The organism is Paenibacillus sp. J31R30 (genome assembly GCF_059692115.1).
Map to the genome: position 1 here is coordinate 43,191 of NZ_JCAUAV010000008.1, position 15,001 is coordinate 58,191.

Below are 15,001 nucleotides of genomic sequence, written 5' to 3' on the forward strand. Positions count from 1 at the left end.
AAACTAGATAGAGCGGTAACTATGCTTTGATTCTGTATAATTATCCCTTTGAAGTGACACAATGAATTAGAAATTATGAATAGAAAAGGTGATTAGAAGTGAATCCTGTCCCTCCATTATGGAAGGAGCTTAGTGAATCAGCGGATTTCGTATGCTACGAACATAAAATGAACGCTATTCCTTTATTCATTGGATATTTCAAATCACTTACAGAGCCAGAAGTCTTGCAATGGCATATACTAGGCTGTCTTCGCAACAATTCGGACATAACCTTCGAGGATTTGTATCAATTGATCCCCGTGGCGGAAAAAGAAATTTCCACCGATTGGGAGCTTATTCAAAACAAAATTTATCGAGGATATGTGGCTATTCAATATGGCCTTCAGAGCCATCAATGTATTTTGGTCAATGCCGCTGTATTAAAGGGGCGCAACGTAGCCTCACCTGAAACCGAATTCACTGTAGAAGGACCGAAAGAAGCTTTTGTTGAATCATTGGACGTCAATCTTAACTTGATTCGCAAACGTGTTCCGTATCCGGAATTACGTATCAAAGAGCTCACTAAGGGGAGTATATCTAAGTCTAGAGTTGCCATTGTTTACATAGAGGGATTAACGAATGAACAATATGTAAATACGTGCATTCAGCGTATAGAGGATGTACAATACGATCAAATTACGGACACCACTATTCTTCAACAAATGATTGAAGATAATTCCAATTCGATCTTTCCACAGACGATCGGGACCGAAAGGCCTGATTACGTTGCCTGGGCCGTATCATCGGGTCAAATATGCGTTTTGAAGGACGGGTCCCCGACTGCGTTTTTTGCACCGGTTAACCTCTGGCAATTTTTTATTACCTATGAAGATTATTATTTGCCATGGATTATTGCCTCCATACTGCGGTTGATTCGCATGTTCTCTGTGTTGTTTTCCGTATTTGCCTCACCCTTATATGTTGCCGTTATCACGTACCATGGGCAGAGCATTTCACCCGTTTTTTTGCCTACGATCATTTCTTCGAGGATCAATGTACCTTTCCCGCCTATCGTGGAAGTGCTCATTATGGAGCTTGTCATTGAATTGTTACGTGAAGCTGGCGCCAGATTGCCTACGAAAATCGGACAAACAATCGGCATCGTTGGAGGCATTGTGCTTGGTACGGCTGCCGTTGAAGCGGCACTTACGAGCAACTTTTTATTGATCATTGTGGCGTTGTCAGCATTGGCTTCTTTCACTACACCCATTTTTCGAATGAGCGCTACGATACGTATTCTTCGGTTTCCATTTATATTCGCTGCGCAATTATGGGGGTTACTCGGAATTTCCATCTGTATCTTAGCCATGGTTGCACATTTATTACGATTAACTTCGCTCGGGATGCCTTACTTGGTTCCGTTTTATCCGTTTCGCACGTCCGACTTATTTGATACAGTCATTCGTCCACCTTATTCCAAATATCATCACAGATATAGCTTTTTAAGAACAAGAAAACCTGTAAGATTTGATAAGAAAAACGCAAGCGCTAAAAAAGACATAGATGAATGAATCAGCTTTGGGAGTGAAACAAAGATGAAATCAACCGAACAACCGAGATTTACTATTTCGCCTTTCCTTGTATTCGTGTTGATTCACTCGATGCAATTCGGACCCGAGTATCTGTCCATGTCGATCAAGCCGATTCAATTGGCTGGTCAAGATACTTGGATCTCAGTCATCCTATGGGGGATCATTTTCCACGTCATCATTTGGATGATGTATCGCATTCTCAATCATAGTGGGACGGATCTTATCCATATTCATCAACAATTTTTTGGGAAATTGTTGGGTGGCGTTCTTAACTTTATCTTTATCATTTACTTCACGATCACTGCAAGTATCCTAATACTGAAATTTATAGAAATTATACAAGTATGGCTATTTCCTGAATTAAAGACATGGCCATTGGCATTGGTTATGCTCCTGCTTATGTATTACATCGTTGCAGGAGGCTTTCGCGTCATCGTGGGCATTTGTATGTTTAGCTTGGTACGATATATAACCATATTGGCCTTGTTTTTTCCAGTTGCCTATTTTCATTTTAATAATTTAACGCCAATGTTTGATCATTCGCTGAACGATATCATCTTAGCAGGAAAGGAATTGACATTTCCCTATTTAGGCGTGGAAACATTATTTTTCTGTTACACGTTTATCGAAACACCGAAAAAATCTGAAAAGTGGGTGCATTTAGCCAATTTTATTTCTACCATATGCTATCTTTTAATCATTTTCTTTTCATTATTAATGTTCAAGCCTGAACAATTATCCAAGGAAATATGGCCACAATTAACCAAATATAAATTTATTCATTTTCCGTTTATAGAACGATTTGAATATATCGGCGCGACTGCCCAGATTTTATGGGTAATTCCTATCCTATGCATCTGTCTTTGGGCTTCAAGCCGCATGTGTAAACTCATGTTCAATGTGAAACAATTGACAGCCCTGCCGATATTATTGATTCTGGTCTTCATAGCTGTGTGTCTGATTCCAGATCATGCGCGTATTGAAGCTGTTCAAACCATGTTATCCGGGATCGGATTTTACATTATTTTTGCGTACATCCCATTTTTGTACATAGTCGACGTTGTCAGAATGAAAGTGAGAAGAACAGTATGAATCGGTCTTTTTTCTTACTACTGCTCAGTTGTCTCCTCCTAGTGGGGTGCGTAAAGCAACATACTTTAGAGAAAATTACCATAACTTTTGTCAGCGCCTTAGATGTAGCACCGAACGATCAAATCGAATTTACGCTAGCTGCGCCTAAGTTTCAAGCTGGTAAGTCGGGTTCCGTTACAAATAACTTGTACTCAAAGGTTGGCCACACCAATAGGAACATCGCAGAATTAATGGACATGCAATTAAGCCGGCCTATTAAACCAGGAAGTCTTTCAGTGATATTACTTGGAAAAGAGTTAGCAGCAAACGGATTGATAGATGAATTGGATGTGTTTTTACGTGAAGCAGTAGCTTCTCGAAGGATGTATTTGGCTATTGTTGATGGAAAAGCAAAGGAGTTATTGAAGGCTAATTTCAGTTCAAATGAGGAAAAAGGGATGTTTTTGTTCAATTTACTCGATACGAACGTGCGGAATGGGTCTGTTCCCAGGCAGAATCTTCACGATTTCGAGTATTCGTATTTGGGCAAAGGCATGGACCCATTTTTGCCGATTCTTAATATGCAAAATAATCAAGTTATGATTTCCGGTTTAGCTTTATTTAAGGATGACAAATATGTCATGTCACTGAACGAAAGGCAGATGCGAGTAATGAAACTTCTTCTGGATGATGCGAAGTACGGTACTCTCGAAGCAAAGCTGGACAATGGATCTTACATCGCAGTGAGAAATGTCGGTTCAGAAGTGAAATATCGAGTCGGGAAAGATTCGAAAAGTCCCAAAGTGACGATAAATCTTATCGTTAACAGTGAAATTATTGATTCTAAGGGGATTCGCTTAACAATACAAGATCAAGATAGAATAAAAGATCTTTTCGAAAAGGATCTAACTACAACTGGCATGGATCTCATACAAATATTTAAAAAAGAAGAGATCGACCCGCTCGGATTAGGTGATTTCGTGAGAAGTAAAACGCGAAATTGGAACGAAGAGGAATGGAAACAAGAATATCCAACGATAAACGTTGGACTGAATGTAAAAGTGAATATTACGGAAATAGGAATCAGGAAATAAAGGTGGAAAGTATGCCTGGGTAGGGATTGAGGACATAATGGATATCATTCTACTCTGAGGACTAATAAAAAGGTGTAATTACATGCTATTTTCTGCCTTAAAGCCAATGATTGTTGCGAGCGGTAAAGAAGCGTTTGATGATGATGGATTTATTTTTGAACCCAAATGGGACGGATGGAGAATTCTCTTACACAAGCAGGGGACACGTATCGAAGCTTTTACTCGAAATGGTCATGTTGTAACAAGCAAATTTCCCGAACTGAAGGAAGCGATTTCTTCCATAAAAGCCGATACTGTCATATTGGATTGTGAAGGAGTATGTATGCGGGACGGCAGAACTGTGTTTGATGATTTTGCCTATCGTGGTCGTATTTCTGATTCATCCAAAATGAAAGCTGCGCTTAGAACGCATCCTGTTACATTTGTTGTTTTTGATGTATTGCTTACTGCTTCCGAGCTCCTGAAGGAACCGCTTATGACCCGCAAAAATCGACTCAATGAAATGGTCAGAAGCACAGAGATGATTACGCCAACCGTTTTCATTGAAGGACGAGGAAAAGATTTAAGCGCTTGGAGCATCGAACATGACATGGAAGGTATTGTTGCGAAGCGAAAAGATTCCAACTATGTTTTAGGTGCAGTAACGAATGATTGGTTGAAAATTAAAAATTTCAAAACGATCGACACTATTATTTTAGGCTATCGTACAGAACCGCAGTTTGGCTTGGTAGTAGGACTGCACTTTAGAACTGTTAGGTATAAACCTGTTGGTATCGTTGAAGTTGGTTTAAGTGAAGAGGATAAGCTCGTATTTCTAGAGATAGCTAAACAGCTAGAAATTAGAATGGATAAGCAAACCTATTGGGTGGAACCAAAGCTTTGTTGTAGGATTCAATATCAAGATCGCACCGATCAGCATCAGCTTAAAACTACCATATTTAAAGGTTTTTTATTGGATAAGGATCCGGAGGATTGCTTTTGGACGTATTAAGTTGGAGTTTGGTGGGAATTGTTAAGTAAAATAATATTATTTAAATACTATTTTCATCTGGAGTTAATAATTCACTCTTATAATAATAAACAACCCCCCTTTAAAATATAGACTTAGACCCTCAGCCCGTTGCTGAGGGTCTCTTTTTTTGCTTTTAGACCTGGATCCCTATTTCGATCAGCCGTTTTTTGATCATCTTACCAATGACGGCAGGCGAATAACCGTTTCGAATGGTCATCTGTCCCCGCTGTGCTATTGAATTTCGATACTTCGTATCGTTCACCAATTTAAGCATATAGTATGCCGCGTGAACGATATCAGGCTCCGCCCATATTTGAAATGCTTTGTAAGGGCCTATATCCCTTCCTAACTGGACTAGTGAATAATTAACCAAACAGGAATTGTCTGGTTTCATAAAATCAGTGTTTCCGGACCAATTGGTTCCGATTACTGGTTTTCCGAGATACATAGCTTCCGCCAGTACGAGGCCAAAGCCTTCGGATCTGTGGAGGGACATGAAACAATCGGTGGAGTTTAGTAAAATATCGACTTTATCGCGATCTAAAATTTCCTGAATCAAGTAAATATTGGAGTAGCCGCGGATGAGATTTTGCAGATTTTCCATCTCCGCCGGGTTCGAGTGGGGATTGTTCACTTTAATGACCAAGCCGACTGAGGTGTCGTTGGAAGCGAATGCTCTTTTGAACGCTTCGATAGAGCCCTGTGGGTTCTTTCTTTCGTTAAGGCTGTGTGTATCGTACATGGATAGGAACAGAAATTGATTCTCCGGCAATCCGAAAATAGACCTGTTTCTTACTTGACCTCGAACTTCAATCGCATGTGGAATTTGAATTACGGGTACGGTAGATTTCTTTTTAATGGAATCGGCAATAAATTTGGATGGTGCCCAAACCTCATGTACGAGTTCAAAGCTGTTGCACCATTCATCGGGAAAATCGGGCAATTCCCAGGCCCAATAACCAATATTATATCGGTAATGTAAGAGTCCTCTGCCAAATGGCAGTGCATGAAGGTCATAAGCCCAACGCAAGTTGGGGGCATTCAAATGAAAAAGATTAACGTTATAAGGGGCATGATTCATCTCTTTATGAACCCAAGAGGTATCATTATTTCTTGCGCTTAAGGTACCTGGATCGGAATAACTCAGGATGCCAAAAGGCAGCTGAGCCGCATCAAATGACTTAGCGAGTAATCTGGAAGCTTCACCTAAGCCAATTTCCGTTCGGGTATATCCGATCAAACTAACACCTGGCTGCAGTTGTGGAGGAGCCTCCAGGTATAGTTCCACGAGAGGAGGTCTGTGCTCCTGCAGTTCGACCTCAATTGGCACAGCAGGGTGGGACGGATCAACTTGAATAAATTTCTGTAGGGTTATTTTGTTCTTTTTCCTTTTAATGAGTTGACGCTTTTTGAACGGACGGTTTTTTCTAACTAAACGCATATTTCGCGGTTTGGATCTTCGAATAGAACGTTTTCTTAATCTCCCATGTATTAGCTTTCTTAATCGTTTACGATATCTTTTTCTTTTTCTAATCTGGGCAAGACTTGAGATTATCGTCATTCCACCGTCACTTCTTTCAGTACTTCTGTTTATGTATATACTATGAGCCAGAAACAAGCTATTTCTATGCAAGTACCTAAGCCTAGGGAAATTGGCGAATGTCCGGTTCATAAGGATTGAATTATTGAGCATAATGTCACACATCGACACCGCCAATTGTCTTATCAGAGTGGCGCACTGAGTTTGCTAATATAATGATTTTTTTCAATAGCATGGATCATTTCAAATTGTTAATAATAAACAGATCTAATTGAGATTCTCTCTTGAATTGAAAGGTGGGTATTATGCCAAGTTATACGATCGATCAACCAGGTAATAACATTGAAGAATTGTATACAACCTACAAGCCTCTTTTATTTTCTATTGCTTACCGTATGCTCGGTTCTCGGTCAGATGCAGAGGATATGGTGCAGGATTTGTTCATAGGCATTCATGGACATCTAGATGACAACATTATGAATATCAAATCCTATCTTAGCAAAATGATGATTAATCGATGTCTAAACGAATTAAAGTCTGCGCGAAAAAAAAGAATAAGCTACGTTGGGAATTGGCTTCCAGAGCCTACAGTGCAATTCGACGATGATAGTCCGCTAGCAAGCGCAGAGCGCCATGACACGATTTCATATGCTTTCCTGATTCTTATGGATAAACTTACACCCTTAGAGCGAGCCGTGTTTATTTTAAGAGAAGTTTTTGCCTATGAACATAGTGAAATTGCTGAGATGGTTAACAAGACGGAAGTCAATTGCCGCAAGATATTCAGTCGAGTCAAGAAAAAGGTGGATGAGTCATCTGCAAAAAATACCATGCAACCTACACAATCGCTTGCAGAGAAGGATCTAGTAAATCGATTTATTTCAGCCATTTCGAAAGGGAACATTCAATCACTAGTGGACATGCTTTCAGAGGATGTGATATTTGTAGCTGACGGTGGGGGGAAGGTTTCCGCGGCAATCCATTCCATTTATAGCAAAGAACGTGTGCTCAAGATTCTGAATGCCTTTTCGTCAAGTCGATTTCCAGAATCACAAGCACAGCTTGTCGAGGTTAATAATCAACCAGGGATATTGCTAACAAAAGACGGTCTACCAACAGGGGTTATTTGTTTTGAGTGGGATGATCAATCGATGACACTTCAACGAATTTACCTTATTGTCAATCCAGATAAATTGCAAAGTTTAAATGGAATTGATGTTTGACGCCTAAGGATGTCACACATTCACATCGCCAATTGTCTTGTTAGTGTCCAAATAAAAATAGCAACTGGTAGTGAACAGAGGGGATGAGGTGACCTTGAGCTTTAGTAATTATCCAGTTTGCCTAGTAGGTGTAGTTGAGCCACTAGGTTACGTCGAAATAAAGGAGGGGCCCTTGGCATTCAAAGTTGGTCAATTTCCACCAACGGAGACGGCCGCTATCATGATTGGGATGTGTAGTAGGGAACCATGTAAGCATGTAGGATTTGGGGCAGCACCCGAATCTCTTACTGTAGTTAAGAGTTTACCGCGAAGAAATGAGCGAGGAGAAAATAAGTAAAGAATGATGTCACACATGGCAGACGCCAATTGTCTTATAAGTGTTCAAAACAAAAACAAAAAACAGGAGGAATACAATTATGACACAACGTGTAAATTATATGCAGCAATCACCGGAGCTTTTCAAAGGACTGATGGCATTCAGCAACGCCGAGAAGGAAAGCGCCATTGAAGAGAAGACCCTCCATCTTGTTCACATCAGAGCATCGCAAATGAATGGGTGCGGATTCTGTCTGGACATGCACATCAAGCAAGCTAAGATCCATGGTGAGAGCGAGCTTCGCCTTTATCACACCTCAATCTGGAGGGAATCAGCGCTGTTTACGCCACGCGAACGTGCTGCACTGGCATGGACGGAGATCCTGACTAAGCTTCCTGAGCAAGGTGTGCCGGATGAATTGTATGACCGTGTTCGCGGACAGTTTTCAGAAAAAGAGATCTCGGATCTGACTTTCTCCGTCATGGCGATCAATGCTTGGAACCGCATCAACGTAGCCTTTAAGACAGTTCCTGGATCGGCTGACGCGGCCTTCGGATTGACGAAAGCAGGTCTTAGCTAATCTGTTATATCATGTATGAAAATGAAGGAGACCCGGGCAATTACGGGTCTCTTTATCATTTCGGGAAACAGTTTCCATTAGGCAGAAGGTTCATAGTGAAGTATCATTTAGAACAGGGTGATATCATATGTTCATTTCTCCTATGATGCTGTACAATGCCAAAAATAATAAGCCATTTTACAGTAAGAATCATATAGCAGAATTAAAATTAGATGGTTTACGTTGTATTCTCTCCAATATGGATAAATTGTATGTGTATACGCGACATAATGACTTGATCACACATAAATTCCCTGAGTTACTCCGATGTCCAGTGCCTGAAGGCACCATACTTGATGGTGAACTAGTCGTATTGGATGATCAAGGGAAACCTGACTTTGAAGCGATGTCCGCGAGATTTTTGTCATTAAAGAATAAGAAACCTGTGATTTTCTGTGCTTTTGATATTTTGCGATACAAAGGAATTGACGTCACCGGCTTAAGTTTGCTAAAGCGCAAAGAGTTGTTGGAGCAGGCTTTTACTGAAAATGAAAATTATAAAAGGATTGAAATGTTTGAGGGGAATGCCGTTGACTATTTTGAGCAGGTCCGCGGGCGAGGATTAGAGGGTATTATCATCAAATCCAATAAAGAGAATTCCAGTTACCACATAAATAAACGCTCCATCCAATGGCAAAAGGTCATTAATTGGACGTATGCAGATGTGTATATTTCTGGTTATAGGAAAAATAATTTTGCATTACTAGCCTCTATTGATGCAGCTGATGGATCTAAGTTTCCTGTAGGCATCGTTGAATCAGGCGTATCACCAATCCATAAAAAGGCCATAGAAAGCGTGCAGAAACGCTTGGTCTTCAAGGAAGACAAGAATTTCGCCTATATGGAGCCTCGGATCATGGCGAGGGTTAAGACTAGAAGCTGGACCCAAAGCGGTAGACTGCGTTCACCGGAATTTATGGAATTCGTTATTTAAGCATAGAGAGGCTGAAATCACCTGGGAAGAAGAGGTGACTTCAGTCTTTTCTAGTTATATTTATACCCATTCATTTACATAATCTCTACGGAACTAGAGCAGAATAGTCATACTATCGAAATGTCAGAATGTCAGGATTATGGTGAATTCGACCATGTTTTCCATAAAAAATTTACTGTTTAAATCCAAGCCCAAACTTAATAAGTCGATTGGGAAGGAAGCTCCGACTTTTAATTTTGCAGCTGAATTGGATCAAATGAATACACAATTCCTAGAAACGTTTCGCATGTTTCCTGACTTTGTAGTAGACAATTGACCACTGACGTTACGTATGGGGTTTATTATCTAAGCAGTTTGGTGGATCCAGAGATTCTGTATCAAGAAATTCTCAATCGATTAATTGAAGTCGAAGATACGCCCTCACCAGACAAGCTGGTTAATTTAATCCCAATAGGACAACTGCTGCTTGACGATAATTGGTATCATATGCAGCAACATCTTTTGCAAGGCTGGACGTATATCCACATAAGCGGCTACACCTTAGGTATTCTGGCTAAAACCAAGAAACAAAGAGAACGTAACTTATCAAAGCCGGAAAATGAAAGTCAAATTTTGGGGCCGCAAATTGCTTTTACGGAAAATTTGGAAACCAATGTTGCGCTAATCCATCAATATTTGCCGAACCCTGATTTATGCGAAATAGCTATGACTTTAGGTGAAAATACGCAAACAAGTATCCGTCTCGTCTATTTGAGGAATAGAGCCGATTTAGAAATGGTCACGCATATCTATAACAGCATACAGGCGTTGGAGCTGGAAGCGTTATTGGATGCAACGATCTTGACGCAATGGCTAGAAGATAATCCTAGCTCTGCTTTTCCGCAAATGATTACGACAGAGCGGGTGGATCGGGCGATATTTCCTCTCCTTGAGGGAAAAGTTGTGATTGTAGTTGGCGGCAGCCCGTTGGTGATTGTCTGTCCGACTACGTTCTTTGATTTTTTTAAATCGATTGAAGATTATTATTATAGATGGGCCACAGGGTTGTTTTTTCGTGGATTGCGAATCGTGGGTATTGCGATCTCCTTATTCGCAACAGCCTCGTATGTAGCTGCGCTGACGTACCATTATGAAATCATTCCACAGGCATTCTTGGTTCCTCTAGCTCAATCTCGTGCCAGAGTACCCTTTCCACCACTTGTTGAAGCGCTCATGTTGGAAACGATCATTCAGCTTTTAAGTGAAGCGGGTGCTAGACTGCCTTCTAAAGTTGGTCAGACGATGGGGATTGTTGGCGGTATTGTGATTGGACAAGCAGCGGTACAAGCGGGCTTCACCAGCAATATTCTCATCATCATCGTGGCGTTAAGCGCCTTGTCCTCGTTCACAACACCAGTGTTTGCCATGGCGAATACCATTCGGATTATCCGATTTCCGATCATCATATCCGCGGGTATCATAGGCGGTTTAGGCATCGCAATTAGCATTGCGTTTCTAATTCTGCATTTGCTGCGGCAATCCAGTCTGGGCCAACCTTATTTCTACCCTCCCTATACGATTGAAAATAAAAACAAACGAGACGGCCTCATAAGGTTCCCTTACCAATTAGCCCCGAAAAAACGCTCCGTATTCGCCAATAATGGGGACAACAACCCGAAGGGAAACACGGATATCGATGAGTAAAACACAACAAACGTATATGTATAGCAGCTTTCTACTCATGTTTATTATCCATGACGCGCTGGTGGGTGTAGGGCTTCCTGGTTATCAAAGAATTGTATTTCAAATCGCTGGCCATGATGCCTGGATTGCTGTGTTCATTGCTGGAATCATCACACAGCTAGTGGCTTGGTTGATGATTAAAACCTTGGCGAAATTCGAAAATAAGGACCTCTATGATATTCATTTGCAAGTTTACGGAAAATCTCTCGGCCATGTGGTGAATCTACTCTATATGGTGTATTTCTTATTTGCGACGATCATCGTGATGCGCAATTATATTGAAATGATTCAGGTCTGGTTATTTCCGAACGCCTCACAATGGCTGCTATCGTTATTAATCATAAGTGTCGTGTTTTATGGCGTAAATGGAGGCTTGCGAACGATTGTGGGGGCATGCTTTACTTTTGTGACCATAACAGTTTGGCTTGTCTTTCTACTGTACTTCCCTTTGATTTATGCGGAATGGACAGGGGTATTACCTATACTCGAAGCGGATCTCAAGCAATTGAGTAAGGGGGTGCTTTCGATGTCTTTTACAATGGCAGGTTTTGAAATGCTCTATTTTATTTATGCGTATGCCAAAGATAAGTCCAAAGTTCAATGGTATACCCAAATTGGTTTAATGAGTGTCAACTTGGTGTATACAGCAGTCATGTTTGTTTCGATTGTTTTCTTTAGCGGTGGCGAACTCTTGAAGACAGATTGGGCTACATTTACAATGTTGAAAATTATCAAATTTCCATTCTTGGAACGTTTTGAATACATAGGTGTTAGTTTATGGTTGTTAGTGATCGTACCTAATCTACTCATGTATAGCTGGGCGGCGACGAAGGGGCTCAAACGTACTTTTGCATGGAAACAAAAATACTGGTTGTATATATTCATGGGAATCGCCTGGCTTGCTTGTTCATTCATTGACTCCCGGAATCAGATCGATATTATTAATAATCTTTTTGCTAAATGGGTTGTCTATATTGTTTATGTATATCCCGTGGTACTCTTCGGAATTGTCCAATTTCATTTCTGGAGGCATAAGAAAAGGAGTCAGTCAGAGGTGATAGCATGAAAAGATTCAATCTTATTTTCCTTGTGGTGCTTGTATTCATTTTGGCTATCAGCATACGTTTAGAGACAAATGTGTTGGAGAAATTAGGAATGACAATCGCGGTCGGCTACGACCAAGGTGAGGGTAATAAAATTAATGCTACCTATGTGATCCATCAGATCGATCCGAATTCCAAATCCTCTGTCATGACGATTTCTTCTGAGGGATTGACCAGCAAAGGAGCACGTGTTGCTGCGAACCGTAAATCGAGTAAGAGAGTCGTTTCAGGTCAGCTTCGGGTCGCTATTTATGATTTCAAACTTGCCCAGGCAGGACTTCTGCCGTTGGTAGACACCTTATTCCGGGATGCCTCTATCGCCAGTACCGTTTATATGGCCGTCAGCAAAGACAGTGCAGAAGATCTATTAATGCATAAATATCCGCAGTTCCCAGATGTAGGATCATATATTGTGGATAACATCCATCAGAATATCATCGGAGAACAGATAGTGTCAGGAACACTGCATGAATTTCTATCCGCTTTATATTCCACGGCAGATCCTATGGTACCGCTTCTTCAAAGAAAAGGTGATGCTGTAGAACTCAAAGATGTGGCTGTTTTCAGTGGCGATAAAATGGTAGGAACCGTGGATCCCAAGGAGGCTTTCTTTCTTAAGACGATTCGCGATCGGTATAAGGCAGGGAGTATAGAACTATCTTTAGACGCGAATGAGATGGGGGATATCATTAAAGATAGTAAGGATAAGACGGTGCGGGTCGTTATTGAGAATATAACTAGCGAAAGCAGTAAAAAGTTGATCAGCCAGAACCCACTTAAGTTTCAGGTTAATATCAAATTGAGGGGAATGCTTACGGAAAGTTCTGCGCAGCTTGATCTTGGCCAAGCCAGTGTTATTCAAACCCTGCAAAAACAAATGAATGATAAATCTAAAGAGCATGTACATGCGTTGTTAAAGAAATTAACGTCCTTAGATTCGGATCCGATCGGATTTGGAGAACTCTACCGAAGTCGAGTTTACCACTCGAACCTGACAAGCGATGCATGGCATGAGATGTATAAAACGGCTTCGTATGATGTCCATGTCGACATGAGAATCGTGCGGTTGGGACAAATACAATAGCCTTCCAAGTTTATGTGTGCATGTTCAGCACATGACCTGGAAGGTTTTTTGTTATTTTACAAGTGAAAATAACCCGATAAAAAAGCTGAAACCCATGTGTATCAACGGTTTCAGCCTTTTTATTTTAACGTATTCTGGGCAATGGTAAGTGAACTGGAATTTATTCGTCAGAATTTTTACGGATGACTGTAATGAGTACTGAGGTTCGGTTTTCCTCCTCCATCTGCTGAATAATCTCGAGCAAATAAATGGCAGCACTATAGTTTGCCCGATCAACGCATTCGCGGATGAGTTCAATAACGTCTTGCTTGGATGCCAAATAGTATAGCTGCATATGACCACTTCCCCGAACGAGACCTTTCAAAATAATTTATGCAAAGCATTCATTCCGGGTATGGGCATCGGCTGACTAAATTTTTTATGAAGCTAAGGGAACGAACTTCGTGTAAATCCCATCCCACTCCCATCTTTCCAAAAACCGTATAACATGATATATTAATATCAACATATGATATAACATTTGGTTGGGTGTAGGGAGTGGGGAGCAATGTCGACAGATTCAAGACCCATTTATGAGCGGATTTATGAAACGCTGCGGGAAGAGATTCTACAACGCAAATATAACATTGGAGACCGCGTTCCTTCTGAGAAGGAATTGGCCGATGACTATAACGTGAGCCGGATCACGAGTAAAAAAGCATTAGAAATGCTGGCGGAAGTAGGACTGATCGTCCGGAAGCCGGGGAAGGGCTCTTTTGTTGCGGATGAAAGCGAGCCTTCTGCAGAAGCGTTGTCTTCCGAGGATCGGGCCAAACATACGCTGATTGGCCTGGTCATCACGGATTTCGGCAATACGTTCGGAACGGAAATGATTTACGGCATGGAGCGTGCCTCGGCCGACAACGATAGCTTCCTTGTGCTGCGCCGTTCATTCGGCATGCCTGAGAATGAAGAGAAAGCGATTCGCTCGTTTCTCGAATTAGGTGTGGACGGGATCATTGTATTTCCTGCGCAAGGGGAGTTCTACAATGCGGAAATCCTGAAGCTAGTCATTCAGCAGTTCCCGTTAGTGCTGGTGGACCGTCACCTCAAAGGCGTAGCTGCGGCTTCGATCAGTACCGATAACATCAGTGCTGCGCGCACAGGTACGGATTATTTGCTTGATTTGGGCCATAAGCAAATCTGCTTACTTACGCCGCCGCCGATGGATACAACAGCGATCGAAGATCGGATCGAAGGCTTCGTACGCGCTCATGCGGAACGCGGAGTTCTCGTGGACCGATCCCTGTGGTTGGACGAAATTACGTCGACACTTCCGAATTCGTTTCATCAGCCCAACATTGATCAAGATATTGACATGATCAAGGAGCATTTGCGGAGCAATCCGCACATTACAGCCTTATTCGCGATGGAATATAATATAGCCTTGCTAGCTAAGGCAGCGGTGGAGCAAATGGGACTCCAGATACCAGGGGACATTTCTATCCTATGTTTCGATAGTCCACCAACTACGCTGGGCAGCGGCTATCGGTTTACACACATGATTCAGAATGAGGATGAAATCGGTAAGCTGGCTGTTGAGAACGTGCTGAAGCTCAAGCGCGGCGAGAAGGTGTCGAATAAAACGACGTTGGATGCCAAGCTGATCATCGGAGAGTCGACAGGTCCAGCTAGATGACCGGAACACCATGCAGCCTAATAATAAACCTACA

At 41.5% G+C, this 15,001-nt stretch carries 13 protein-coding genes; 11 read left to right on the plus strand and 2 right to left on the minus strand.

The window, feature by feature from the left end; translation table 11 throughout:
- The first annotated feature begins 98 nt into the window (after positions 1-98).
- From AC58QO_RS23290 to AC58QO_RS23305, 4 genes are all read left to right on the plus strand, one after another.
- Positions 99-1,550, plus strand: coding sequence for a spore germination protein (locus tag AC58QO_RS23290; protein ID WP_497269702.1), 1,452 nt, complete (start codon positions 99-101; stop codon positions 1,548-1,550).
- 24 nt (positions 1,551-1,574) lie between these two features.
- Positions 1,575-2,663 (plus strand): GerAB/ArcD/ProY family transporter, encoded by a 1,089-nt coding sequence (locus AC58QO_RS23295; protein WP_497269703.1) that lies wholly within the window; start codon positions 1,575-1,577, stop codon positions 2,661-2,663.
- Positions 2,660-3,736 (plus strand): Ger(x)C family spore germination protein, encoded by a 1,077-nt coding sequence (locus tag AC58QO_RS23300; protein WP_497269705.1) that lies wholly within the window; start codon positions 2,660-2,662, stop codon positions 3,734-3,736. The genes AC58QO_RS23295 and AC58QO_RS23300 overlap by 4 nt, the downstream gene beginning before the upstream one ends.
- An 82-nt stretch (positions 3,737-3,818) precedes the next feature.
- Complete coding sequence (locus AC58QO_RS23305) at positions 3,819-4,727, plus strand: ATP-dependent DNA ligase (RefSeq protein WP_497269706.1); 909 nt, start codon at positions 3,819-3,821, stop codon at positions 4,725-4,727.
- Between the two features lie 154 nt (positions 4,728-4,881).
- Here AC58QO_RS23305 and AC58QO_RS23310 read toward each other — a convergent pair whose 3' ends face one another.
- Positions 4,882-6,036: a glycosyltransferase family 4 protein gene (locus AC58QO_RS23310; RefSeq protein ID WP_497269708.1), complete on the minus strand. Its 1,155-nt coding sequence runs from the start codon at positions 6,034-6,036 to the stop codon at positions 4,882-4,884.
- A 557-nt stretch (positions 6,037-6,593) separates the two neighbouring features.
- Here AC58QO_RS23310 and AC58QO_RS23315 point away from each other — a divergent pair.
- The 6 genes from AC58QO_RS23315 (at position 6,594) to AC58QO_RS23340 (ending at position 13,289) form a co-directional block, all read left to right on the plus strand.
- Positions 6,594-7,511: an RNA polymerase sigma-70 factor gene (locus AC58QO_RS23315; protein WP_497269710.1), complete on the plus strand. Its 918-nt coding sequence runs from the start codon at positions 6,594-6,596 to the stop codon at positions 7,509-7,511.
- Between the two features lie 416 nt (positions 7,512-7,927).
- The gene (locus AC58QO_RS23320) at positions 7,928-8,407 is read left to right on the plus strand and encodes a carboxymuconolactone decarboxylase family protein (RefSeq protein WP_497269712.1); all 480 of its coding nucleotides are present in this window, start codon (positions 7,928-7,930) and stop codon (positions 8,405-8,407) included.
- A 127-nt stretch (positions 8,408-8,534) separates the two neighbouring features.
- Entirely contained in the window at positions 8,535-9,380 is an 846-nt protein-coding gene (locus AC58QO_RS23325) for an ATP-dependent DNA ligase (RefSeq protein ID WP_497269713.1), read from the plus strand.
- A gap of 312 nt (positions 9,381-9,692) precedes the next feature.
- Positions 9,693-11,063, plus strand: coding sequence for a spore germination protein (locus tag AC58QO_RS23330; protein WP_497269715.1), 1,371 nt, complete (start codon positions 9,693-9,695; stop codon positions 11,061-11,063).
- Entirely contained in the window at positions 11,056-12,168 is a 1,113-nt protein-coding gene (locus AC58QO_RS23335) for a GerAB/ArcD/ProY family transporter (RefSeq protein WP_497269717.1), read from the plus strand. The genes AC58QO_RS23330 and AC58QO_RS23335 overlap by 8 nt, the downstream gene beginning before the upstream one ends.
- On the plus strand, positions 12,165-13,289 hold the full coding sequence (locus tag AC58QO_RS23340) for a Ger(x)C family spore germination protein (RefSeq protein WP_497269718.1): 1,125 nt from the start codon (positions 12,165-12,167) through the stop codon (positions 13,287-13,289). Before AC58QO_RS23335 ends, AC58QO_RS23340 begins: the two co-directional genes overlap by 4 nt.
- Before the next feature lie 160 nt (positions 13,290-13,449).
- Here the strand turns inward: AC58QO_RS23340 and AC58QO_RS23345 are convergent, their stop codons facing one another.
- The gene (locus AC58QO_RS23345) at positions 13,450-13,623 is read right to left on the minus strand and encodes a hypothetical protein (RefSeq protein ID WP_497269720.1); all 174 of its coding nucleotides are present in this window, start codon (positions 13,621-13,623) and stop codon (positions 13,450-13,452) included.
- Positions 13,624-13,836: 213 nt separating this feature from the next.
- Here AC58QO_RS23345 and AC58QO_RS23350 point away from each other — a divergent pair, with 213 nt between their 5' ends.
- On the plus strand, positions 13,837-14,967 hold the full coding sequence (locus tag AC58QO_RS23350; RefSeq protein WP_497269722.1) for a GntR family transcriptional regulator: 1,131 nt from the start codon (positions 13,837-13,839) through the stop codon (positions 14,965-14,967).
- The last annotated feature ends 34 nt before the right edge of the window (positions 14,968-15,001 follow it).